General features: G+C 56.8%; 27 protein-coding genes. 10 read left to right on the forward strand and 17 right to left on the reverse strand.

Translation table 11 applies throughout. The annotated features are described in order from the left end of the window. The first annotated feature begins 35 nt into the window (after positions 1–35). The 4 genes from Q0903_RS03730 to Q0903_RS03745 all read left to right on the forward strand — a co-directional run bounded on the left by Q0903_RS03730 (position 36) and on the right by Q0903_RS03745 (position 2728). Positions 36–233: a twin transmembrane helix small protein gene (locus Q0903_RS03730; RefSeq protein ID WP_299025261.1), complete on the forward strand. Its 198-nt coding sequence runs from the start codon at positions 36–38 to the stop codon at positions 231–233. A gap of 4 nt (positions 234–237) precedes the next feature. After that, entirely contained in the window at positions 238–810 is a 573-nt protein-coding gene (locus tag Q0903_RS03735; protein ID WP_299025263.1) for a cob(I)yrinic acid a,c-diamide adenosyltransferase, read from the forward strand. 233 nt (positions 811–1043) lie between these two features. Then, positions 1044–1802, forward strand: coding sequence for an electron transfer flavoprotein subunit beta/FixA family protein (locus tag Q0903_RS03740; RefSeq protein ID WP_299025265.1), 759 nt, complete (start codon positions 1044–1046; stop codon positions 1800–1802). Beyond that, positions 1802–2728, forward strand: a complete 927-nt coding sequence (locus Q0903_RS03745; RefSeq protein WP_299412962.1) for an FAD-binding protein — start codon at positions 1802–1804, stop codon at positions 2726–2728. Before Q0903_RS03740 ends, Q0903_RS03745 begins: the two co-directional genes overlap by 1 nt. Before the next feature lie 66 nt (positions 2729–2794). Here Q0903_RS03745 and Q0903_RS03750 read toward each other — a convergent pair whose 3' ends face one another. Next, entirely contained in the window at positions 2795–3628 is an 834-nt protein-coding gene (locus tag Q0903_RS03750; RefSeq protein ID WP_299412964.1) for a DUF6473 family protein, read from the reverse strand. A gap of 159 nt (positions 3629–3787) precedes the next feature. On the opposite strand from Q0903_RS03750, the gene Q0903_RS03755 reads away from it, so the two are divergent. Then, a complete protein-coding gene (locus Q0903_RS03755; RefSeq protein WP_299025271.1) occupies positions 3788–4663 on the forward strand; it encodes a 3-hydroxybutyryl-CoA dehydrogenase in 876 nt (291 codons plus the stop codon). A gap of 95 nt (positions 4664–4758) precedes the next feature. Here Q0903_RS03755 and Q0903_RS03760 read toward each other — a convergent pair whose 3' ends face one another. The 7 genes from Q0903_RS03760 to Q0903_RS03790 are packed head-to-tail and all read right to left on the reverse strand — an operon-like array spanning position 4759 to position 10116. Then, on the reverse strand, positions 4759–5628 hold the full coding sequence (locus tag Q0903_RS03760; protein WP_299027674.1) for a lysophospholipid acyltransferase family protein: 870 nt from the start codon (positions 5626–5628) through the stop codon (positions 4759–4761). A gap of 59 nt (positions 5629–5687) precedes the next feature. After that, positions 5688–5957, reverse strand: a complete 270-nt coding sequence (locus Q0903_RS03765) for an HPr family phosphocarrier protein (protein WP_299025273.1) — start codon at positions 5955–5957, stop codon at positions 5688–5690. Between the two features lie 12 nt (positions 5958–5969). Continuing rightward, positions 5970–6362, reverse strand: a complete 393-nt coding sequence (locus Q0903_RS03770; RefSeq protein WP_299025275.1) for a PTS fructose transporter subunit IIA — start codon at positions 6360–6362, stop codon at positions 5970–5972. Then, on the reverse strand, positions 6359–7255 hold the full coding sequence (gene rapZ, locus Q0903_RS03775; protein WP_299025277.1) for an RNase adapter RapZ: 897 nt from the start codon (positions 7253–7255) through the stop codon (positions 6359–6361). Before rapZ ends, Q0903_RS03770 begins: the two co-directional genes overlap by 4 nt. Further along, a complete protein-coding gene (locus Q0903_RS03780) occupies positions 7252–7683 on the reverse strand; it encodes an HPr kinase/phosphatase C-terminal domain-containing protein (RefSeq protein ID WP_299412969.1) in 432 nt (143 codons plus the stop codon). Before Q0903_RS03780 ends, rapZ begins: the two co-directional genes overlap by 4 nt. Before the next feature lie 3 nt (positions 7684–7686). Next, complete coding sequence (locus tag Q0903_RS03785) at positions 7687–9405, reverse strand: sensor histidine kinase (protein ID WP_299025280.1); 1719 nt, start codon at positions 9403–9405, stop codon at positions 7687–7689. 9 nt (positions 9406–9414) lie between these two features. Then, positions 9415–10116 (reverse strand): response regulator transcription factor, encoded by a 702-nt coding sequence (locus Q0903_RS03790; RefSeq protein WP_259999162.1) that lies wholly within the window; start codon positions 10114–10116, stop codon positions 9415–9417. Between the two features lie 402 nt (positions 10117–10518). On the opposite strand from Q0903_RS03790, the gene Q0903_RS03795 reads away from it, so the two are divergent. Then, on the forward strand, positions 10519–12117 hold the full coding sequence (locus tag Q0903_RS03795) for a phosphoenolpyruvate carboxykinase (RefSeq protein WP_299025284.1): 1599 nt from the start codon (positions 10519–10521) through the stop codon (positions 12115–12117). Between the two features lie 99 nt (positions 12118–12216). Here the strand turns inward: Q0903_RS03795 and Q0903_RS03800 are convergent, their stop codons facing one another. Together Q0903_RS03800 and Q0903_RS03805 are read right to left on the reverse strand one after the other, a co-directional pair. Beyond that, entirely contained in the window at positions 12217–12933 is a 717-nt protein-coding gene (locus Q0903_RS03800) for a hypothetical protein (RefSeq protein ID WP_299025286.1), read from the reverse strand. A gap of 72 nt (positions 12934–13005) precedes the next feature. Beyond that, a complete protein-coding gene (locus Q0903_RS03805) occupies positions 13006–13911 on the reverse strand; it encodes a LysR family transcriptional regulator (RefSeq protein ID WP_299412974.1) in 906 nt (301 codons plus the stop codon). A gap of 173 nt (positions 13912–14084) precedes the next feature. Here Q0903_RS03805 and Q0903_RS03810 point away from each other — a divergent pair, with 173 nt between their 5' ends. Beyond that, positions 14085–14447 carry a helix-turn-helix transcriptional regulator gene (locus tag Q0903_RS03810; protein ID WP_299025290.1) on the forward strand — a complete coding sequence of 121 codons (363 nt, stop codon included), beginning with the start codon at positions 14085–14087 and terminating at the stop codon, positions 14445–14447. Here the strand turns inward: Q0903_RS03810 and Q0903_RS03815 are convergent, their stop codons facing one another. Continuing rightward, entirely contained in the window at positions 14448–15215 is a 768-nt protein-coding gene (locus Q0903_RS03815) for a sulfite exporter TauE/SafE family protein (protein ID WP_299412977.1), read from the reverse strand. 144 nt (positions 15216–15359) lie between these two features. On the opposite strand from Q0903_RS03815, the gene Q0903_RS03820 reads away from it, so the two are divergent. The 3 genes from Q0903_RS03820 to Q0903_RS03830 all read left to right on the forward strand — a co-directional run bounded on the left by Q0903_RS03820 (position 15360) and on the right by Q0903_RS03830 (position 18100). Continuing rightward, positions 15360–17045, forward strand: a complete 1686-nt coding sequence (locus tag Q0903_RS03820; protein WP_299025295.1) for an acyl-CoA dehydrogenase family protein — start codon at positions 15360–15362, stop codon at positions 17043–17045. 141 nt (positions 17046–17186) lie between these two features. Continuing rightward, complete coding sequence (locus Q0903_RS03825) at positions 17187–17708, forward strand: TetR/AcrR family transcriptional regulator (protein ID WP_299025298.1); 522 nt, start codon at positions 17187–17189, stop codon at positions 17706–17708. Further along, positions 17705–18100, forward strand: a complete 396-nt coding sequence (locus tag Q0903_RS03830; RefSeq protein ID WP_299412980.1) for an META domain-containing protein — start codon at positions 17705–17707, stop codon at positions 18098–18100. Before Q0903_RS03825 ends, Q0903_RS03830 begins: the two co-directional genes overlap by 4 nt. Here the strand turns inward: Q0903_RS03830 and recO are convergent. The 6 genes from recO to acpS all read right to left on the reverse strand — a co-directional run bounded on the left by recO (position 18084) and on the right by acpS (position 22133). Then, complete coding sequence (gene recO / locus Q0903_RS03835) at positions 18084–18809, reverse strand: DNA repair protein RecO (protein WP_299412983.1); 726 nt, start codon at positions 18807–18809, stop codon at positions 18084–18086. The two genes, Q0903_RS03830 and recO, sit on opposite strands and share 17 nt — an antisense overlap. After that, positions 18809–19138: a DUF1491 family protein gene (locus Q0903_RS03840; RefSeq protein WP_299025305.1), complete on the reverse strand. Its 330-nt coding sequence runs from the start codon at positions 19136–19138 to the stop codon at positions 18809–18811. Before Q0903_RS03840 ends, recO begins: the two co-directional genes overlap by 1 nt. Positions 19139–19205: 67 nt before the next feature. Then, a complete protein-coding gene (gene era, locus Q0903_RS03845; RefSeq protein ID WP_299025307.1) occupies positions 19206–20150 on the reverse strand; it encodes a GTPase Era in 945 nt (314 codons plus the stop codon). Beyond that, on the reverse strand, positions 20147–20833 hold the full coding sequence (gene rnc, locus Q0903_RS03850; RefSeq protein WP_299025309.1) for a ribonuclease III: 687 nt from the start codon (positions 20831–20833) through the stop codon (positions 20147–20149). Before rnc ends, era begins: the two co-directional genes overlap by 4 nt. Next, complete coding sequence (gene lepB / locus Q0903_RS03855; RefSeq protein WP_299025312.1) at positions 20830–21666, reverse strand: signal peptidase I; 837 nt, start codon at positions 21664–21666, stop codon at positions 20830–20832. The genes rnc and lepB overlap by 4 nt, the downstream gene beginning before the upstream one ends. A 53-nt stretch (positions 21667–21719) precedes the next feature. Continuing rightward, the gene (gene acpS / locus Q0903_RS03860; RefSeq protein WP_299412986.1) at positions 21720–22133 is read right to left on the reverse strand and encodes a holo-ACP synthase; all 414 of its coding nucleotides are present in this window, start codon (positions 22131–22133) and stop codon (positions 21720–21722) included. Between the last annotated feature and the right edge of the window lies 1 nt (position 22134).

The following is a 22134-nucleotide window of genomic DNA, read 5'->3' on the forward strand; positions in this document are numbered from 1 at the left end:
CTACATCGCACACCAACAGCGCAAAGGAGCCGCCCGTGTCTGATCCGTTCTTTATTCTGATTATCGTCGCGATCATCGCGGTCGTCATTGTCCTGATGCTTGGATTAGGTGGGTTCGCAGGCGGCGGTGCCTTCAACAAGGCCAACTCTAATAAGCTGATGCGCTACCGCATCATTGCGCAATTTATCGCTGTGCTGCTGATCGTGGCATACGTCTACTTTATCAAGGAATAAGGCCATGGTCGTACTAAACAAAATCTACACGCGCACAGGCGACAAGGGCGATACCGCACTGGGCAATGGCGCCCGCGTGGCCAAACATGATGTGCGCGTAGAGGCATATGGCACCTCGGACGAGCTGAACTGCTTTGTCGGTGTGGCCCGCCTGACTGCAGAGGGCGAGACAGACGAAGCCCTGTCGCGCATTCAGAATGATCTGTTCGATCTGGGTGCTGACCTCTGCCGCCCCGATATGGAAAAAGATGCCGACGCCGAATATCCGCCGCTGCGCATGGCACCTGCGCAGGTAGACAGGCTTGAGGCCGAGATTGATGTGATGAACGCCATTCTAGAGCCACTGCGCAGCTTTATCTTGCCTGGTGGCACAGCACTCGCCGCCAATCTGCATGTCTGCCGGACGGTGGCGCGCCGTGCCGAGCGGCTGGCGACCGAGCTTGCCACTCAAGAGACCGTAAATGATGCAGCCGTCCGTTACCTCAACCGTCTAAGCGATTGGTTTTTTGTTGCCGCGCGGGTGGCAAACAACGGTGGAAAAGACGATGTTTTGTGGGTTCCAGGCGCAAACCGCTAAGCTACGAGGAGCGTTTGAGCCGTCAGGCGAACATCAGCGAGGAGCGGTTGCCGTTTGAAACACCCGCGCAACATTCTTGCCCTAGGGCTGGAAAAAAATGTGTAACGTGACGTGCCACTACCCCTATGCGGCGATTTTGCGCTGTTTTGCCGGGGGCCGCTTCGTTAGACATAGCGCATGATTACTGGCTGGTCCAACCTCGGGCTGAGTCGCAACCAAGGAGATAATCGCTCATGAAGGTGCTCGTACCTGTAAAGCGCGTGATCGACTATAACGTGAAAGTACGCGTAAAAGCGGACGGTTCCGGTGTCGATCTTGCAAATGTCAAAATGTCCATGAACCCGTTCGACGAGATTTCGGTCGAGCAGGCGATCCGGCTTAAAGAAGCGGGTCAGGCAGACGAAGTTATTGCTGTATCCGTTGGCGTCAAGCAAGCGCAGGAAACCCTGCGTACCGCTCTTGCCATGGGTGCCGACCGTGCAATCCTTGTGATTGCTTCCGAGGACGTCCACCACGATATCGAGCCGCTGACCGTTGCCAAAATCCTTAAAGGGATCGTCGACGAAGAGCAGCCAGGTCTGGTGCTGTGCGGCAAGCAGGCGATCGACAATGATATGAATGCGACAGGCCAGATGTTGTCGGCTCTGATGGGCTGGTCGCAGGCGACCTTTGCTTCAGAAGTGGCGATTGAGGGCGACAAAGCCGTGGTGACACGTGAAGTCGACGGCGGTTTGCAGACCATCAAAGTCAACATGCCAACCGTTGTTACAGTCGATCTGCGCCTCAACGAGCCGCGCTATGCATCGCTGCCCAACATTATGAAGGCCAAGAAAAAGCCGCTGGATGAGAAGACACCTGCCGACTATGGCGTTGAAGTGTCTAACCGTCTGGAAATCGTAAAAACCGTTGAACCGGCAGCACGCGCCGCAGGTATCAAGGTGGGTTCGGTCGACGAGCTTATGGCGAAACTCAAAGAAGCGGGGGCCGTATAATGGCTGTTCTACTCCTTGCAGAAGTAAACAATGGCGAATTGGCAATGGATGCCACAGCAAAGGCTGTAACTGCCGCGGCCCAGTTGGGTGATGTGGTTGTGCTCGCTTGTGGTGGTTCAGCTGCCGCAGCAGGCGAGGCCGCCTCGAAAATCGCTGGTGTCTCCAAAGTCCTCGTTGCCGAAGACGAGAGCCTCGGCCACCGCATGGCCGAGACAACTGCCGCACTGATCGTCTCACTGGCGGGTGACTATGACCACATCGTCGCCCCCTCCACGACGGATGCGAAGAACGTGATGGCGCGTGTCGCGGGCCTCCTCGACGTTATGATCATCTCTGACGCCACTGCTGTGATCGACGCCGACACATTCGAGCGTCCGATCTACGCGGGAAACGCGATGCAGACCGTCAAATCTTCCGACGCCAAGAAGATCATCACTTTCCGCACATCGACGTTTGATGCGGCTGGCGAAGGTGGTTCTGCAGCGGTTGAAACCGTTTCGGCAGCGGCCAACCCAGGTTTGTCCGAATGGGTCGAGGACAAGGTTGCAGCCTCGGACCGTCCAGAGCTGACATCTGCCGGTATCGTCGTTTCTGGCGGGCGTGGTGTTGGATCGGAAGAGCAGTTCAAGCTGATCGAAGACCTTGCGGACAAGCTGGGTGCAGCGGTTGGCGCATCCCGCGCCGCGGTTGATTCAGGCTATGCGCCCAACGACTGGCAGGTTGGCCAGACAGGCAAAGTTGTGGCACCCGATCTTTATGTTGCTGTCGGCATTTCCGGTGCGATCCAGCACCTTGCCGGCATGAAAGACAGCAAAATTATCGTCGCTATTAACAAAGACGAAGAAGCGCCGATCTTTCAGGTAGCGGACTTTGGTCTTGTGGCCGATCTGTTCGATGCCGTACCGGACATGATCGAAAAACTGTAAACACCTTTGACGATCCAGAATTCTACAAAGGCCCGCCATACCGGCGGGCCTTTTTGCATCTAGCGGCTACTTCATCACACGGTCCAGAACCGGCAAGAGCGCACGCGCGACATCGGAGTGGGTCGAAGGCCCCGCAACCAGCCGCACCGCATCCGCTTCCATTTGATGAAAGATCAGGCCCGCATCCTGCCCCTCTGCCCCGTCTGCAACACGCAGAACATCAACCACCGTATTCACCAGCGGGGCCAGTGCCTCCAGCATGTTGTCGGAAACAAATGCAGGGCTTGCGCTATCGACCCATCGATCACCTGCAGGCCCAACGCGGTCTGAGTCGATGATACGCAGCAAAACAACCCTTCCACCCAAACGGGGCAACAGCTGCCGCATCTTGCGCATCCACGCGCGTTGCAGCATTCGCTGAACCACCACAAACCGCTCTCCGTCGCGCCGGTGCAGATGCGTCAGCATATGCTGGGTAAAGTTGAACTGCGTAAAATCCACATCAGGATACAGCCGCTTTAGCTGCCCTGACGCGTGCAAAAAGCGATCATTGCGGCGCGGGTGTACAGCATAGAACAGATTGCTCATATTCGCAGCCCCCAAGACCTCTAGCACCGTAGCGCGCGCGGCTTGCGCTGTTGCCAACACCTCCGCCTCCTTTAGAAAGACATCCGGCCCTGCGTTGATCTGCCCGAAATTAACCGATGTGACACCCGTCAGATGCTCCACCTTCAACGGAAAGGGCTGTTCAATAAATTTGCCAAATGTCTGTGTGCCCCCCAAAAACGCGATATACGGCCCGTCCAACACGCGCCTCGGCCCCCGAAAGACAAGTTTCGACGTGCCATACCGACACGGCATATAATCCAGAGCCGCTGGCCCCAGTACATCGTAGGTCATAATGCCCACCCCTTTTAATCACCCGCAGGCACCATGCTGGGGCGGCCCTTACGATTTGCTTAACGGGCGAATTTACATCTGTTTTTCAATAGCGCCGCCCCTTGCGGCGACACGACACTCCGCCGTAAGCTGGGCGCAACCCCATCAGAGGAAAACCCTATGCAGATCCAGACAATCGGCATCGTTGGTGCAGGACAAATGGGCAACGGCATCGCACATGTGATGTCGCTGGCCGGTTATGACGTCATGCTAACCGATATCAGTGCAGATGCGCTCACTGCCGCGATGGAGATCATGCGCGGCAACATGAGCCGTCAGGTCGGACGCGGCAAAATATCCGAAGCGGATATGGAGGCCGCACTGGCCCGCATCAGCACGACAACAACCCTGACTGATCTGGGCCCTTCAGACCTGATCATCGAAGCCGCAACGGAGCGGGAGACCGTCAAACAGGCGATCTTTGAAGACCTGCTGCCACATTTGAAACCGCATACAATCCTGACTTCCAATACCTCATCCATTTCAATTACCCGTCTGGCCAGCCGCACGGACCGACCCGAGAAATTCATGGGCTTCCACTTTATGAACCCCGTACCAGTAATGCAGCTGGTCGAGTTGATCCGAGGGATCGCAACAGATGAGCCGACCTTTGCTGCCTGCAAGGAAGTTGTGGACAGGCTGAACAAAACAGCCGCCTCCGCCGAGGATTTTCCTGCCTTTATCGTCAACCGAATACTGATGCCGATGATCAACGAGGCGGTCTATACCCTCTATGAAGGGGTCGGGAATGTGCAATCTATCGACAGTTCCATGAAACTGGGCGCGAACCATCCGATGGGACCGCTAGAGTTGGCAGATTTTATCGGACTCGATACCTGCCTTGCGATCATGAATGTGTTGCATGACGGTCTGGCGGACACAAAATACCGCCCCTGCCCCCTGCTTACGAAATATGTCGAGGCCGGTTGGCTTGGCCGTAAAAGCCAGCGTGGATTCTATGATTACCGGGGGGAAACACCGGTGCCGACGCGCTGATAATTATCGGAGGCAGGGGGCCAGCCCCCTTGCCGCTGACGCGCCAATTCCCCCGGAGGATTTATAGCCAAGAAAAATAACAGCGCCTATTCAGGCTATTCCCCCAACGCGAGGGTCTGGGCGCGCAGCCATGCCATAAAACTACGCGGATCATCGGCGCGTGCATCGATTTCGGTCTGCGGAATTGGGGCACCGACAATAGGGCCTTGGGGTTTGTCGCAGCTATGCACGATTTCGTGCAACAAAAGGCCCTGACGCAGCATTGGCGAGATCTGGTTTGCGATCTGGTAGGCGCGGCTGTTCTGGCCAGGGAATTTCATCGGTACGACCTGCGCACCGGAACGCCGGATCATCTTGGCTGTGAATACATTCCACTCCGCCTCGACGGCGGGCCCCCACCATGTCTCGGACGCGGCTACAGTGCCAGACGGGAACAAGGCAACCACGCCACCTTCCTTGAGGTGCTTCATCGCGTTTGCCCGCATTTCGACCCCTTTGCGCTGCGCATCGGGGTCATGAGGAAACGGCACAGGGATCATATAACTGCCTGCCACCTCATCAATCGACGTGAGCAGCGAGCGTGTGAGGATGCGGTAGTCGGGACGCACACGACCAATCAGGTCTGCAAAGATCATCCCGTCGACCATTCCGTGGGGGTGGTTCGCCACAACAATGACAGGACCTTCCTTAGGGATCAGGTCAAGTTGTGATTGCGGGGTGGTCAGATCAATCCCCATGGTATCCAGTGCCGCGCGCCAGAAACCTTGCCCTGTCGGTGCGCCGCGCCGTTCAAACTCCCGCACAAGACGCAGGATTTTCAGCTTGCCCGTCAGCAATTCCATCACAGAAATCACCCGTGATTTCCAAGGATCCTCAAACGTGGACGCATACGACAGGCTACGACGGTCGTATTTGCTAAAGCTCGCCTTTTCAGGACGTGCATCACCGGGATCGTGAGAGCCGATTGACTGGGTTTTCTCTGCCACTTGGGCAACCTCGCTCAGTTTACAGGCACGCGGGTGTGCTACATGCCCTCGCCAAATTTGTCGGCAACCAGCGCAGTCAGGGCAGCGGCAAGGGCATCCGCATCAGCGCCAGAAGTTTCAATGTCAATAAAGCTTCCCTTTGCTGCTGCCAACATCAAAAGCCCCATGATACTGTCACCCGACGCATTCATGCCGTCTTTGCTGACCTCGGCCTGCGCATCAAACCCCTCAACGACTTCGACCAGTTTCGCCGAGGCACGCGCATGAAGGCCTTTTTCGTTCACGATTTCGAGGGTAATTTTAGTCATTGGGCCGCCTTGTTATTCTGAACTGACGTTCTGGGCATCAATATATTTCTTTCCCGCTTCCAATGCCGCACGCACGGCATCGGCGAGTGGCTTGTTGCGGCTCTTGGCGAGTTTGATCAGCATCGGCAGGTTTGCGCCATAGACGATGCGCCGGCCCGCAGGTTGACAGGCCATCAAGCTCAGGTTCGAGGGCGATCCACCAAACAGATCGGTCACAACCACCACTCCTTGTCCTTTGTCCACCGCATCTGCCGCCTCACAGATTTCGGCTTGTTTGGCCTTGCGGTCATGGTCTGCCGTGATCTCGATCGCGCGGGCCCCGCTGAGTGGCCCAACCACATGTTCTATTGCCGCGAGATATTCCCGCGCCAATCCCCCATGTGCAACAATCACTATTCCGATCACGTTTTCTGCGCCCCTGCTTGTTGGCGTGCGAGTATCTCTCGGTGCCTAATTGACACTTGCCAGCCCGCCTCTGCAAGGCGCAATGCGTGCGCCTCGGCCAGAGCAACCGAACGGTGCTGCCCGCCTGTACAGCCAAACGCGATGGAAAAGTGGCTTTTACCTTCTTCACGGCACGCAGGAAGGATCAACAAACTAAGATCAAGCACGCGTTGCGCAAACTCGGTATACCGCGGGTCCGTGGCCACATGCGCCGCGACACGCGGATCAGTCCCGTTCAGAGCGCGCAGGCTCGGCTCCCAATAGGGATTTTTCAGAAACCGGCAGTCATAAACCATATCGACAGAGCGTGGCAGGCCGCGCTTATACGAAAACGATTGCACCGTGACAGCAAGCCGCCGCTTGCCATCCGGCGCGAACCAATGCTCCACCTCGGCGCGCAATTCATGAACGTTCAGCGCCGAGGTATCGATCAGGATATCAGCACGGGCACGTAGCGGGGCCAGCAAGTCTTGCTCCGCGAGTATACCCTCGGCGGGGCGGTCTGCAGGCGCCATCGGGTGGCGGCGGCGTGTCTCGGAAAACCGGTGCAATAAAACTTCGGTGCTACAATCCAGAAAGAGCATTTCAGCCACGACACCTGCCCGCATGGACAGCTTGCCCAAAAGATCAATTACCATATTCGTTGAAAAATCACGGTTGCGCGCATCAATGCCCAAGGCCAGCGGGCGGGTCTGCTCGGCCTCGTCAAACAGGACGGGCATCAGGCGCATTGGCAGGTTGTCGATTACCTCAAACCCGGCATCTTCCAGCACGTTCAACGCTGATGACCTACCAGCACCAGAAGGACCAGTCACAAATACAATACGGCGGATAACAGGATCAGGTAGCGTCATTCAACCTCGGCAACTGTGCCGCGCACATACGCAAGGATAGCGGCGGGAAAATAGGGCGTCTCGACTTTGTGAAGGCATGGCAGCTGTATGTCCAGCACGCTATGGGTATGCCGCTGCGGCATACGCGCACTCTCCACAACGCCCATGTCGATCACAAGAACCACTTTGCAGTCTGGCAAATGCGGCAGCGTAATCAGGCCAACACCGCGCGCCTCAATCATCCCCGCGATGGTTTCGGGTACTGATGCGATAATGCTGTTGCCGTCTTTTCGCAAAATCGTACGGTCATCCGCGATCAGCTCCGCCCCGTGCGCAATCAACTGAAGCGCAAGCGCCGACTTGCCAGAGCCGGACGGACCGATGATCAGCACAGCTTTGCCTGCGATGGCAACACAGCCCCCGTGCACAGTTGCAGAAGGACTGCTCATAGATCAGATCGGCAAACCAACAACAAAACGCGCACCCAGCGGATCAGAGGTCAGATCGGCCTCGGTCGGGCGGATGTTTTCGGCCCAGATGACACCGCCGTGCGCCTCGACGATTTGCTTGGAAATCGCAAGCCCCAGACCGGAGTTATTGCCAAAATGCTCGTCAGGGCGCTGAGAATAGAAGCGTTTGAAAATCTTGGCCAGCGCCTGATCCGGAATGCCGGGGCCGGTGTCTTCTACCACAATCAATACACGGTTTTCACGCTTGCGCGCCCAGACACGGATCGCATCGCCATCTTCGCAAAAGGAAATCGCATTTGTGATGAGGTTGACAAAAACTTGTGCCAGCCGCGCCTCCAGGCCTTGCACAATGATCGGGTCTTTCGGCAGATCCACGATAAAATCGATGCCTTTACCCTTGGCGTCTTCCCCCAGATACTGACCCAGGTTGCCCAGCATCTTCATCAGGTTGAACGGCTCTTCCTCTTCTTTGACCAGCTCACTATCCAGACGCGACGCGTTGGAAATATCGCTGACCAGACGGTCAAGGCGGCGTACATCATGATCGATCACATCAAGCAGTTTGTCCCGCTGGTCTTCGCGCTTGATCATGCGCAGCGTCCCTACAGCAGAGCGGAGCGAGGCCAGCGGATTCTTGATTTCATGTGCCACGTCGGCCGCAAACTGTTCGTTACCATCGATCCGGTTGTACAGCGCGGAAATCATGCCACGCAGCGCGCCAGACAGACGGCCGATCTCATCAGGTCGTGCTGTTAAATCAGGGATACGGATACGGCCTGGATTCATCTTGCGGGCATCCTTGTCGCGGCCCAATTCGGCAGCGGCGGCGAGATCAGCCAGCGGATTTGCAATGGTCGAGGCCAGAACGAGGCTAAGACCGATAGAGACCAGCGTCGCGATGATAAACATCTGCAAAACGCGCTCACGCTCCCCGCGAACAAGGCGGTCAATCTCGCCACTGGCACTGGCGATTGCGACTGCGCCCACTGCGGTTCCGTCTTGCTCGATAGGGGTCGCCACAGCGAGAAGGGTTGCCCCCTGTTCATCCCGGTCTTCCTTGATCTGCGCGCCACTTGTCAGTGCTGCTGCGATCACAGGCTTTAGGCGTTCTTCAATAGAAATGGCAGCAGCCTCGCCCTGAAACGGGGCCGATACATTATCCCAAAGCCAGCTAAGTCCGTCCGTCAGGATTGTCTTGTTTTCGCTGCCGCCCGCCCGTCCTTCGGCCAAGGCATCGCTTGCACCCTCAAACTGGGAAATCAGCGCACCGTCGGCATCAAATACCAGCACCTGAATACCGCTGCGCAGGTCAAGCCCCGCAAGTGTCTTTTCAATGTCGACGCCTTCGCCCACTGACAGGTCAACCGTGGCCCCCTCAGGCAGCTGTGCTTCGACAACATCTGCAATGAGTTCAGCCTCTGACACCAGCGATGCCGCACGCTGCACGGCAAGACTTTCGCGTGAGGAGTTGAGATAAAGGATACCCGCCACCAGCACGTTCAACGCTATCAGGTTGAACGTAATGATTTTGCGCGTCAGCGGCGAGGCACGCAATGAGAACAGACCGCGCCGTTCGCGGCGCGCCCTGATTTCATTTGGCGCAGCGCTGTCCGGAGCGACCCAATCGTCGCCCAGTACAACATCACCATCACGTCTGGCTGGTGTCAAATCGCGCACGAAGTTCCTCTCAACAATCGCCATACTGGCAGATTACTCTTCGTTATATCTGTAACCGATACCGTAGAGTGTCTCAATCGCGGAGAATTCGTCATCCGCTGTCCGCATCTTTTTGCGCAGTCGCTTGATGTGGCTGTCGATGGTGCGATCGTCGACGTATACCTGATCGTCATAGGCTACATCCATCAGCTGGTCGCGCGATTTTACGAAACCGGGGCGTTGGGCCAGTGCCTGCAACAGCAGGAACTCTGTCACGGTCAAGGACACGTCCTTGCCCTTCCAGCTAACGGCGTGACGTAGCGGATCCATCCGCAGATCGCCGCGCTCCATCACTTTGGTCTCTTCGGTATCGCCCACCTCATCGGTGGCAACCGCGTCCTGACGGCGCAGCAATGCGCGGATACGCTCAACCAGCAAACGCTGGGAGAACGGCTTTTTGACATAGTCGTCCGCACCCATACGCAGACCCAGAACTTCGTCGATTTCATCATCCTTGGACGTGAGGAAGATCACCGGCATCGCCGTTTTCTGTCGCAGACGCTGGAGCAGGTCCATCCCGTCCATCCGCGGCATTTTTATATCCAAAACAGCCATATCCGGCATCCGCTTGTTAAAAGCGTCCAATGCGGCCTGACCGTCGTTATACGTTTCCACTTCGAAACCTTCGGCTTCGAGAGTCATCGATACAGACGTCAGGATATTCCTGTCGTCGTCGACCAATGCAATTTTTGACATTGCCTGTTTCCTTGTGCTGCTCAATGTATTTTTGTTTTTTCAAGCATTGATCACTCCTTTTGCAGTCGAATCAATCCCAAATTGCGAATCGGGCGATGGTATGGCCACATTTCAGCCATAATTTGTTTCGGAATGGCTAAATTGCCTCACATTCGCGAATTTAGCGATTAACGTGCCGCATAATAGCATGCAGGCAACCAACACTTGTCAGGCGGGAACACGCCATAACAGCACAGGCTGGGGCAAATGCCGATCTGGTGGCGCTAACTATGCAAACGCGCCTGTTCAACGCGCAAATCATCGTGTTATGAGGCCGCTATTCCACGTACGCCCGTGCGCTTTTGGTCTCGGGCATTCCCCATTTTACTGCGCAAGACGCGCAGTTTCCAAAGGAGACATTGCATGCAAACCGGACGGGTAAACCCGAACTTCAGCCTCGATCACCAAGGGATCAAAGGGCTGGGCAATGTCTATTACAACCTGATGGAGCCCGCACTGATCGAAACCGCGATCAAGCGCGGCGAGGGCACATTGGGCAAAGGCGGCGCCTTCCTCTGCACCACCGGGAAATTCACGGGCCGCTCACCCAAAGACAAACACGTTGTCATGTCCTCCAGCGTCAAAGACACCATCTGGTGGGACAATAATGCAGAGATGTCCGAAGCTGGTTTTGACGCGCTCTACACCGATATGCTGGCCCATATGGAAGGTGGCGATTACTTTGTTCAGGACCTTGTTGGTGGTGCAGATCCAAAGCACGCGATCAACGTCCGCTTTGTGACCGAGCTTGCGTGGCACAATCTGTTTATCCGCCACATGATGCGCCGCCCCGACCGCGACCAGCTGGACGATTATATGGCGGACTTCACAGTCATCAACTGCCCCAGTTTTCAGGCTGATCCGGCCAAGCACAACTGCCGTTCGGAGACCGTGATCGCGATGAATTTTGATCGCAAACTGATCCTGATCGGCGGCACGGAATATGCAGGCGAGAACAAGAAATCCGTGTTCTCCCTGCTGAACTACCTGCTGCCAGAAAAAGGCGTGATGCCGATGCACTGCTCGGCCAACCACGCGATTGGCAATCCTGTTGATACTGCAATCTTTTTCGGCCTTTCAGGTACAGGCAAAACCACCCTGTCCGCCGATCCTGCACGCACGCTTATCGGCGATGACGAGCATGGCTGGTCCGATACAGGCACCTTCAACTTCGAGGGTGGTTGCTATGCCAAAACCATCAACCTGAGCGCCGAGGCAGAGCCCGAAATCTACGCCACTACAGAGAAATTCGGCACTGTGATCGAGAACATGGTCTATGATGAAGAGACCAAAGACCTCGACTTCGATGATGACAGCCTCACCGCAAACATGCGTTGCGCCTACCCGCTACACTATATCTCGAATGCGTCCAAAAAGGCGACAGGCGGCCACCCCAAGAACATTATCATGCTGACCTGCGATGCCTTTGGCACCCTGCCGCCCATCGCGCGCCTGACCCCCGCACAGGCCATGTACCACTTTCTGTCTGGCTTCACCTCCAAAGTCGCAGGCACAGAGCGCGGCGTGACCGAGCCTGAGCCTACGTTCTCGACCTGCTTTGGGGCGCCGTTCATGCCGCGCCGTCCCGAGGTCTACGGCAACCTGCTGCGCGAAAAGATCGCCGAGCATGGTGCTACTTGCTGGCTGGTCAATACAGGCTGGACAGGCGGCGCTTACGGCACAGGTTCGCGCATGCCAATCCGTGCCACCCGTGCCCTGCTGACAGCTGCGCTTGACGGCTCATTGGTTGCGGGCAAGTTCCGAGTTGACGAGAACTTTGGCTTTGACGTGCCCGAATCCGTTGCGGGTGTCGCAGACATCCTGCTGGATCCGCGCCGTACATGGGACGATGCAGAGGCCTATGACCGCCAGGTCGCCAAGTTGGTAAAAATGTTCTCCGAGAACTTTGAGCAGTACATGCCGCATATCGACGACGAAGTGAAAGCTGCTGCAATCCGCTAACCATCCGAAAATTCAAATTTAAAAGGCCGCTACACGAACTGTAGCGGCCTTTTCTATTACTGTCGGTCCGGAGCGTTATTTCAATACAATTTTAGCGATCTACGCTGCCATTGCTTTTAGCTCACTCAATGACAACTCAAGAACATAGTGTAGATCGTCGCGGTCCATGAACGTCATAAAACCCTCGACGGGTTTATCGCTCCCCTCAAAGAACCAACGCAGCGCACCTGGCTGGGTATTCATCCAACCCAAACGCTGGGGAAAGCCTTTGCAGGCCACTTTCTCGGCCATAAATCCGACCATATGGTCGGGGTCCCAATGCTGCATCGCCTGATAAAATGCGTAGCGCCCCAGAACAGTAGACAATCCCTGCCCCCGCAATGTGGCATCACCGGGTTTGATCCAGAACTCGCCATTATAGCAGACACGTCCGCGGCTTCGCTTGGCGCAGGGGCCAGCCTTGAACCGCGACCGCGCCAGATCGACACCCGGCACAGGGGGTGGAAACTCACGGAAACGGCGGGTGAAATATTCTGCAACAGACTGACCATTCATGTCCAACATACGCAATGCTTGGGTGTGGATGATCTCTCCTGTTGCATTTCTGCCAATCATCCAGAGCGCATTACTTGGCGTCAATTCGTGCACATCAGGGTCAAATGGCGCGCCCAATTCCTGCTCGGGACGGGCGAATTCCAAAATATCGCGATAGAGGTCAAAGTCATATCCTACTTCCATTTCAACACCATAGTGCTGAAACAGTTCGGTGCTGTTCGCCATAAATCGATCGGTAGACTGCAGGGTGACTAGTGTCATAAGGAATCGCCTCGGGTTGTCGCTACATGATTAGTGTAGCGAATTCCGAAACAGTCTGCCTTAAATTTAGTGTTAACCTTTAAAATCTATCTTTGCGATATCAGGTACCCTCTTCATAATCTCTTGGTTCAGGCCGGAAATGCGTATCTCGCAGGCCCTGTCTACGACCGAAACGATGGCGGGCGAGCCGTCAGGCAACTGCACCCCCATCAGCAAACGATCAAATGCTATAAGCTCCATCTGGTTCTCGTCGCCACCTAACGGCAGACGCGTCACAACCTGATCCACACGAATCCCGTGCCCCATACCGATGGCCTGAAACGGCGCATCAGCAAGGCTTGCAACAGCGGAACCACCCGGAAACTGGTTCAGACTGCGCCCTACGCTACTGCGCGCCTGCGCCCAGCCAAACCAGATCGAATAGAAAGACTGTTCACCCACTTCGACACAAATCCACCCTTCGGCATTGTCGCGATATGCCACCAGATGTGGGCGAATTTTCTCCATATGCGGGCTTTCCAACTGCCCGCCTGCGGCAGCCCATGACTGCAAAGAAACGCGCAATAGATCTGATTTGCACGACCAAACCATGCTAATGGGTTGTTCTTGCTGGTGATACATCCAGCCATTGCCATCATCGAACGAAAATTTCAGCATGCCGGCAACATGCTCGAACTGGCCCCGATACCAGACAGAGCCTTGATCCAACAAAACCCGCGCAGGCGCCAAAGCGCGCGCACCGCGGTCTGTCAGAACATACCGGCGCTGTTGCACATCAAACAACTTGAAGCCCATCGCTTCTTCGAGCTGGGCAATATGGCGGCGCACAGTCTGCCGCGTGCTGCCCAATTCCTCGACCGCTTGACTGAGGTTCAACGTCTCGGCCAGCCCCGAAAAGGAGCGCATCATCTCGTACAACAGCGACGGTGTAATCGTCGACGATTGGACCAGATCTTCTATTTTGACCGTTTGGTTCATTTCTACACCTGTAAACAAATCACCCATCAATGCAACAAAAATCACCCATCATGGTGCCATAAATGCACAATCATTGGATCATAAATTCGTGAAAAGTTATTAAATGTATCCAATTGATCGGATGGAGGAATTTTCGGAAAGATATAGGTGACACAACCTAAGGTTCTTTCTTGATGGCACACCCAGTAGACGTTCACGTCGGGCGAAAGCTCAAACAAATCCGCACCCTGAAACGGTTTTCCCAGACCGATGTAGCGCAGCGCCTCGGCCTGTCGTTCCAGCAAATTCAAAAATACGAGATCGGCTCAAACCGCATCGCAGCAAGCCGTTTATTCGAGCTGGCCCAAATATTTGACATCTCGCCGTCGTACTTCTTTGAAGGCATCGAAGGCAGTATGCAAAACAGCATCGACAAACAGGACAGCGGTATGGAAATCGTACAGGCGCTGGCCTCAATCAAAGACGAAACAGTGAAATCCCGAATCGTCACATTTATCGAAGATGTGTCGGGCATGACGGTCGCGCGACAAGGCTAATCAGCCAAACCAAGCGCGCCGGATAAGGTTCAGCCCTGCCGCCAGCAGCACAAACAATGTCGCACGGCGAAAGACGGTTTGATCGATACGGTCCATAACGGCCAGACCGATCCACATCCCGAAAAATGCGCTCGGAACCATGGCCAGCGAAAACCATATTGTCTCGCTCCGCAACACGCCCGAGCCAATGTGCGCGCCCAGAAGGGCGACCGCTCCCAGCCCATAGATCACTCCCTGCACGCGCATCTGGTCGTGTTTGGGTGTGTTCAGCGCGGTCAGATAAGCAACAGTGGGCGGCCCCCAGATACCTGACAAGCCCCCCAATGCACCTGCGATTGCCCCAGCAACAGTCTCAATTCCTGCATTGCGGCCTGACAAACGCAGCTGGTAACCACTGATCTGAAGCAGCGCAAAGAAGGTAACAGGTATACCGATAACAGCCATCATCGTCTGCTCGGGAAAGACCCGCACCAGTTGCGCACAAGCCACCAGAGCAATGCAACCAACCCCGAGGAACACACGGAAGTCGACCGTAGAGCGGACAGCCGCCTGCACCCCTTGCCGCAACGCTTGCTGCACATTTGTGGCCAGCGTCGGCACGATCAGACCCGCCAACGCAAGTTCGGGGGGCATAAAAATCGTCAGACCTGATATAAAGACGAGAGGCATGGCGAATCCCACCACGCCTTTGACAAAGCCCGCAACAATCGCAACCATTGCAGCCATGGCTAGCTCGAACGGGGATAAAACTGGGAAAAACGCTTCCATAGCCCTACATATCAAACGGTCAGCAGGGCGCGAGGCAAATCGGTGGCGTAACTTTCGACCAAATTGCCGCAGCGAAACGTATCTTTGTTGCGCTGCACCTGCAAAGTGATTATGCGGAACGCTAAGTGAAAAAGGATGTAGACGATGGCACATGACGGACAAATGAATATCGAGGGTCCGGTACTTCTCGATGATCTTCTGGCGCTGACCGCAGCAGCCGTAGGCCCGGTTGAGGCGATTCTCGCCCGCGCGACCGAAACAGTACGCACGATGGTAAGTGACGGCGGCCGCGTCTCCAACGGCTTGGTCGAACAAAACCAGACAGCCGCACATGGTCTCGCATGGCTTGCCACCTACGCCCAATCCCTGCGCCAGATGCAAACATGGGCCGAACGGATGCAAGCCGAGGGAAAATTCGGCGAAACCGAAGCCCTGATCCACCAGATCGCCTTTGGTGAATACCTCTGGCAGGTCTATGGCGGTATCCAAATGAATCAGGGCGAAATCGTCCGCCTTCAGGACCTCGGCCTGAGTCAGGAAGACCAGCGCGGCATGATGGAGCCCGCGATCATGGCTCTCACCCAAGGCGGCAACACCCAAGCGGCACGCAGCCGTCTGGTTGAGCTGATGCAGGAACAATCCGCAAATGTGACCGTCGGCGCATCGGGCCTGGATGACGAGCTTGAGATGATCCGCGAGCAGTTCCGCCGCTATGCCGTCGAGAAGGTAGAGCCTTTTGCCCACGAATGGCATCTCAAGGATGAGCTGATTCCCCTGTCGGTGATCGACGAGCTGGCGGAAATGGGCGTATTCGGCCTGACCATCCCCGAAGAATACGGCGGGTTCGGCCTGTCCAAAGCTTCGATGTGCGTCGTGTCTGAAGAGCTGTCGCGCGGCTACATCGGTGTGGGTTCGCTTGCCACACGCTCCGAAATTGCAGCAGAACTGATTATCGCTGGTGGCACCGAAGAGCAAAAGCAAAAGTGGCTGCCCCGCCTGTCCTCTGCCGAGACCCTGCCCACGGCAGTCTTCACAGAGCCGAACACAGGTTCAGACCTCGGCAGCTTGCGCACACGTGCCGTAAAGGACGACAACGGCGACTACAAAGTAACAGGCAACAAGACGTGGATCACCCACGCCTCGCGCACCCAGATCATGACGCTGATGGCGCGCACGGACCCCGCAACAGACAACTACAAAGGTCTGTCCATGTTCCTCGCGGAGAAAACGCCCGGCGACTGCGCCAATCCCTTCCCGACCGAGGGCATGTCAGGCGGCGAGATCGAAGTGCTTGGCTATCGTGGCATGAAGGAATACGAGATCGCTTTTGATAACTTCCACGTCAAAGGCGAGAATCTGTTGGGCGGCGAAGAAGGCAAAGGCTTCAAACAGCTGATGGAAACCTTCGAAAGTGCGCGCATCCAAACAGCCGCACGCGCCATCGGCGTGGCACAATCCGCGCTCGATATCTCCATGCAGTACGCGATTGACCGCAAACAATTCGGCAAATCGCTGATTGAATTCCCGCGCGTGACGTCCAAGCTGGCCATGATGGCGGTCGAGATCATGGTCGCCCGTCAGCTCACCTATTTCTCGGCCTTCGAGAAAGACGAGGGCCGCCGCTGTGACGTAGAGGCCGGTATGGCCAAGCTGCTTGGCGCACGCGTGGCATGGGCCGCTGCAGACAACGGCTTGCAAATCCACGGCGGCAACGGCTTTGCGCTGGAATACAAGATCAGCCGCGTTCTGTGTGATGCGCGTATTCTCAACATCTTTGAGGGTGCCGCCGAAATTCAGGCACAAGTCATCGCCCGCCGCCTCCTTGGCTAACGGTTGTGATGGGGCGTTCCGCGGGGCGCCCTGTTAAAAAATAGGCAGAAGTCATTGATCGGTTCGTTCTGGGCTGAACTTCGCCGAAACAATCGGAGCGCGCACTTGCAGTGCGCTCCGTGCCGACATACCTCCGCAGGTATGAGCAGCACCAGACTATCCCCCGAAAAATGGATCGACGCAGGTTTTGCAGCCTTATGCGCACAAGGCCCCCAAGCCTTGGCGGCCGAACCTCTGGCCCGTCAACTTGGCACCACCAAAGGCTCGTTTTATTGGCACTTCAAGGATGTACCCGCCTATCACGCGGCCCTTCTACGGCATTGGCACGCCAAAGCTCTCGCCGATGTGGTTGAGCGTTTGGGCGATGATGGCCCTCCCGATGCACGCCTGCGTAGTTTTGGCCACGGCATTCTGAAAAACGGTAACGAGGCGGCGCTGCGTCTGTGGGCACAAAGTGATCCAATCGTCGCCGCGAGCCTGGCCGAGGTCGACGCCGAGCGGACGACCTATATCAATACCCTGTTGCGCCAGTTCGACCTTCGCAATCCTGCGTTTGGAGATGCGGTTCTGGCCGCATTAATCGGCTTGCCCCAGATTCAGGCTGAAACAGACACCCCGACTGCCTTTGACGCGCTGGTTGATACTGTGGTCGCCCTCGCATGAAGGTCGTCATTGCTGTTGCCCTCGCTGCACTTGCCCTATCGGCCTGCCGCGCCGATGAAACCGTGCGTGCCTATGGCGGCGCAGACCGCATCTGGACCCTCAAAGAGCTGGGCGGTGCGGTTTTTCCCGCCACTGCCACGCTCACATTCCCCAAAGAGGGCGAAATCGCAGGCCAAGGCCCCTGCAACCGCTACTTTGGTGCGATGACAGCCCCGTATCCGTGGTTTGATGCAGGTCCAATCGGCAGCACCCGCATCGCCTGTCCCGAAATGGCCGCCGAAACTGCGTTCCTGCGCGCGCTAGAGGCTGCAACCCTGTCAGAAGTCGCCGGCGACGTGCTGATCCTCTCCAACACTGAAGGGCTGCAAATGGTCTTTAAAGTGATCGACTGAATGCCTCTACAAACCGCGCACGCGCTTCGGGTAGAGGGCGCGTACCCAGTCCAGCGGCCAAATGCGCCTCCAGAAAATAGCCTGTAGTCTGAAACGCCTGCGCGACCTCGGCATCATGCGCCTCACCCACACCGCGCAATACATCCGGCAGGGGCAACAGCCTGCTCGCCCAGTCCCCCGCACCCTCGCGCGACACAGCCCGCCCCGACTTTGGCGAGACATAGATCAATCCATCCTGCGCGCCTGTGACCGCACACTGCGATAGGTCAAGACCGTGTCCCAACTCCTCCAACAGCGCCATTTCCCAACGCAGATAGGCCAGCGGCCAAATCTCTTCTTGCCCCAACAAATCCAGCAGCTGTTCGGTCCTCTGGTAAAGCGACAGATGCGGTTCACGCTCCGGCAGGCAGAACCCCAACAATCCCGTAACAGCATTCAGCCCCGCCAGCGCCAAACGCCCCCCCATTGCCACCGCCGCACGGCTGCGCACAGGCTCGACAGTAAACGCACCTATGTGATCTTCCAGTCGCGCACGCCACGTCACGTCCAGCTGCGCACCGGGCTGCAATATGGGTGCTATCTTGCGGCTGGTGCCACCCCGCACCACACCCGCATGTCGCCCTTGCTGGGGCGTAAACACTTCGATGATCGCTGAAGTTTCCCCGTGTCGCCGCGAACTGAGCAATATCCCCTGATCGCGCCACTCCATCAGGCAAGCCCCTCGGCATCCAGCAAATGACGGCCCGCACGATCCTCGACCTCGATCACCCACAGGTCGGGATCAAACCCGCGCTGCCGCGCAACCGCCGCGTCCACATCCCGCTCGTCACCTGAAACCAGCTCGGCCCAGATACGCTCCCCACTTGCCAGATCAAAGCTGCGTTGAAACAAGACCGCCTTGCCATCAAGCGTGGCCAGCTTCACCAAAACGGCCCCCCCCGTGTCATCCCCATGCGACACGACAAATGCAGGAATATCAAACACCCGCAACCGCGCCAGATAGGCATCGACCCAGAACCGCGCCGTCAAACGGGGCATGACGCCAACCGCTTCTTTATTTTTCCTGTAAACTCAATCCCACAAGGGCCACAGGCGCTGGCAGCCGTCACTGATTGCCGTCCTTGAACTCCAGCCCCATTTCGGAATACCGCTCGGATTCCTCGAGCCAGTTGGGCCGTACCTTTACCTGCAAAAACAGATGTATCTTACGTCCCAGAAACTCTTCCATTTCTTCCCGCGCAGCTTTGCCCACAGCCTTGATCGTCTCGCCCTTGTTGCCCAGAACGATCCCCTTGTGACCATCGCGCACCACATAAATCAGCTGGTCGATGCGGGCAGAGCCGTCTTTACGCTCTTCCCATTTCTCTGTCTCGACAGTCATCTGATAAGGCAGTTCCTGGTGCAGCCGCAGCGTCAGCTTTTCGCGCGTCATCTCTGCCGCAATCATCCGCATCGGCAGATCAGCGATTTGGTCCTCGGGGTAGAGCCACGGTCCCGCAGGGACCTCACCCGCCAACCAGGTCTTGAGCACTTCGACACCATGCCCTTTTTCCGCCGAGATCATAAAGGTCTCGATAAACGGATAGGCATCGTTCAGCTTCTGGCTTAACCCCAGCAGAACAGGCGCTTCAACGCGGTCAATCTTGTTGATCGCCAATGCCACGCGCGCGCCCTCACTGATCTCGCTCAGCCGCTCCAGAATCCGTCCGACCCCTTCGGTAACGCCGCGCTGCGCTTCAACCAGCAACACCACGACATCCGCATCCGATGCCCCGCCCCACGCAGCAGCAACCATGGCGCGGTCCAGACGCCGCTTGGGCTGAAACAGGCCGGGTGTATCCACAAACACAATCTGGCTTTGCCCCTGCATTGCAACGCCACGAATTCGCGCGCGGGTGGTCTGCACCTTATGCGTTACAATCGAAACTTTAGCCCCCACCATCCGGTTCAGCAGCGTGGATTTACCCGCATTCGGCTCGCCGATCAGGGCTACAAAACCCGCGCGGGTTGATGCCCCGTCGCCTGCGATAGTCTCGGATTCGGTGTTCATGTATCTTGCTCCAATCGGGCCAACAGCAGTGCTGCGGCATCTTGTTCAGCAGCGCGTTTCGCCCCTGCCGTGGCACTTGCCGTCTCTCCGGTCGAGAGTTTGGCCGCAATCGTGAAAATCGGCGCATGGTCCGGCCCGCTGCGTTTGGTCAGCACATAGGCTGGCGGCTCAAGACCTCGCGCCTGCGCCCATTCCTGAAGCGATGTCTTGGCATCCCGCGCATCTTCCTTCACCGATGTCGTCCGCGTCCCCCACAATCGAAGGATCAGCGCACGTGCGGCGTCAAACCCGCCATCCAGATAGACAGCCGCGATAACAGCTTCCATCGCGTCACCCAGCAGCGCCTGCTTGCGCCGACCGCCTGACAACATCTCGGAACGGCCCAAGCGCAGCACTTCACCAATGTCGATTTCCCGCGCCACGTCGGCACAGGCTTCCTTGCGCACCAACGCATTGAAACGCGGGGCCAACTGCCCCTCCGAGGCGTTTGTGTCCAACTGCAACAGCGCCTCTGCCATCACCAGTCCCAGAACGCGGTCGCCCAAAAACTCCAATCGCTGGTTATCGTCGCGGTTGGGCGTGGACATAGACGCATGTGTCACCGCCTCATTCAGCAGTTGTGGCGTCTGGAATTCATAGCCAAGGCGCGTTTGAAACGCACGGAGTTCGGCAGACAGCTTCACTTGATCCCTTTGAAAAAGCGATCACCGCGCCATGTCCAGAAAAACAGCATCGAACGTCCGCCCGAGCTGAAAACAATCCGGTCAGCGCGACCAATCAGGTTTTCATAAGGAACAAACCCCACACCCCCTGCCGTCTGCGCCAAACGGCTATCGGCAGAGTTGTCGCGGTTATCACCCATAAAGAAATAATGCCCCTCGGGCACGGTATAGACGCCCGTGCGGTCAGACGCCTGCGGGCCAATGTTCAGCACCGCATAGCTGGCCCCGTTGGGCAACGTCTCGATGCTGCGTTCCTTGAGGCAGATACCGCCTTGGCCTACGGCACCGTTAGCACAGCGCGGGCGCAACCCCTGCGGGCCTTGCAGCTCCATCAGCTCTTCGAATTCACCATCAGGTTCCTGAGGAACAGCTTCGCCATTTATCTGAACAACACCTTCGGTAATCTGCACCTTGTCACCCGGCAGGCCAATCAGCCGTTTGATATAATCGCGCCCGGTTGTGGGATGGCGGAACACCACAACATCGCCGCGCTCGGGGTCACCGCCCCAAAGGCGCGTGTTGTCACCATCAAACACACCACACAGCTTTTGCGCATCGACGTTGATGCCAAACCGCGGGATTATGACACTGGGGCAAGAGGCATAGGAATACCCATAAGCCATCTTGTTCACGAACAGAAAATCACCAATCAACAGCGTCTGTTTCATAGAGCCGGAAGGGATCCAGAACGGCTGAAAAAACAAGGTGCGGAACACGCCCGCAATCAACAGGGCATAGACAACTGTCTTGATCGTCTCGACGATGGCGTTGCCTGTTTTTTCCGTCTTGGCCATGCGGCGCTCCTATGGGTTCTCTCAGGGGTACATGCGCAGGGCAGCGCGCAGTGTCAAGGTGCGGGTGCCTTGGTGGGCCGCGCCTCGATCACGACAAAGGCCTGCGCCCAGGGATGATCATCGGTCAGGGTCACATGGATGATCGCCTCATGCCCTTCAGGCGTCATCTTGGCCAACCGCTCTGCCGCCCAACCCGTCACTTCCATCACAGGCTGGCCCGTTCGCAAATTGCTCACCGCCATATCGCGCCAACTGATCCCCATGCGCAGCCCCGTGCCCAGCGCCTTGGAGCAAGCCTCCTTGGCCGCCCACCGTTTCGCATAGGTACCTGCTACGTCTTTGCGCCGCTCCGCTTTCGCTTGTTCAATCTCGGTGAACACACGGTTGCGAAAACGGACGCCAAAGCGGTCCAGCGTGCCTTGGATACGCTCGATATTGGCCAGATCAGTGCCAATGCCCAAAATCATA

Source organism: uncultured Sulfitobacter sp., assembly GCF_947502895.1.
In the GTDB taxonomy this organism is placed as follows: Bacteria; Pseudomonadota; Alphaproteobacteria; order Rhodobacterales; family Rhodobacteraceae; genus Sulfitobacter.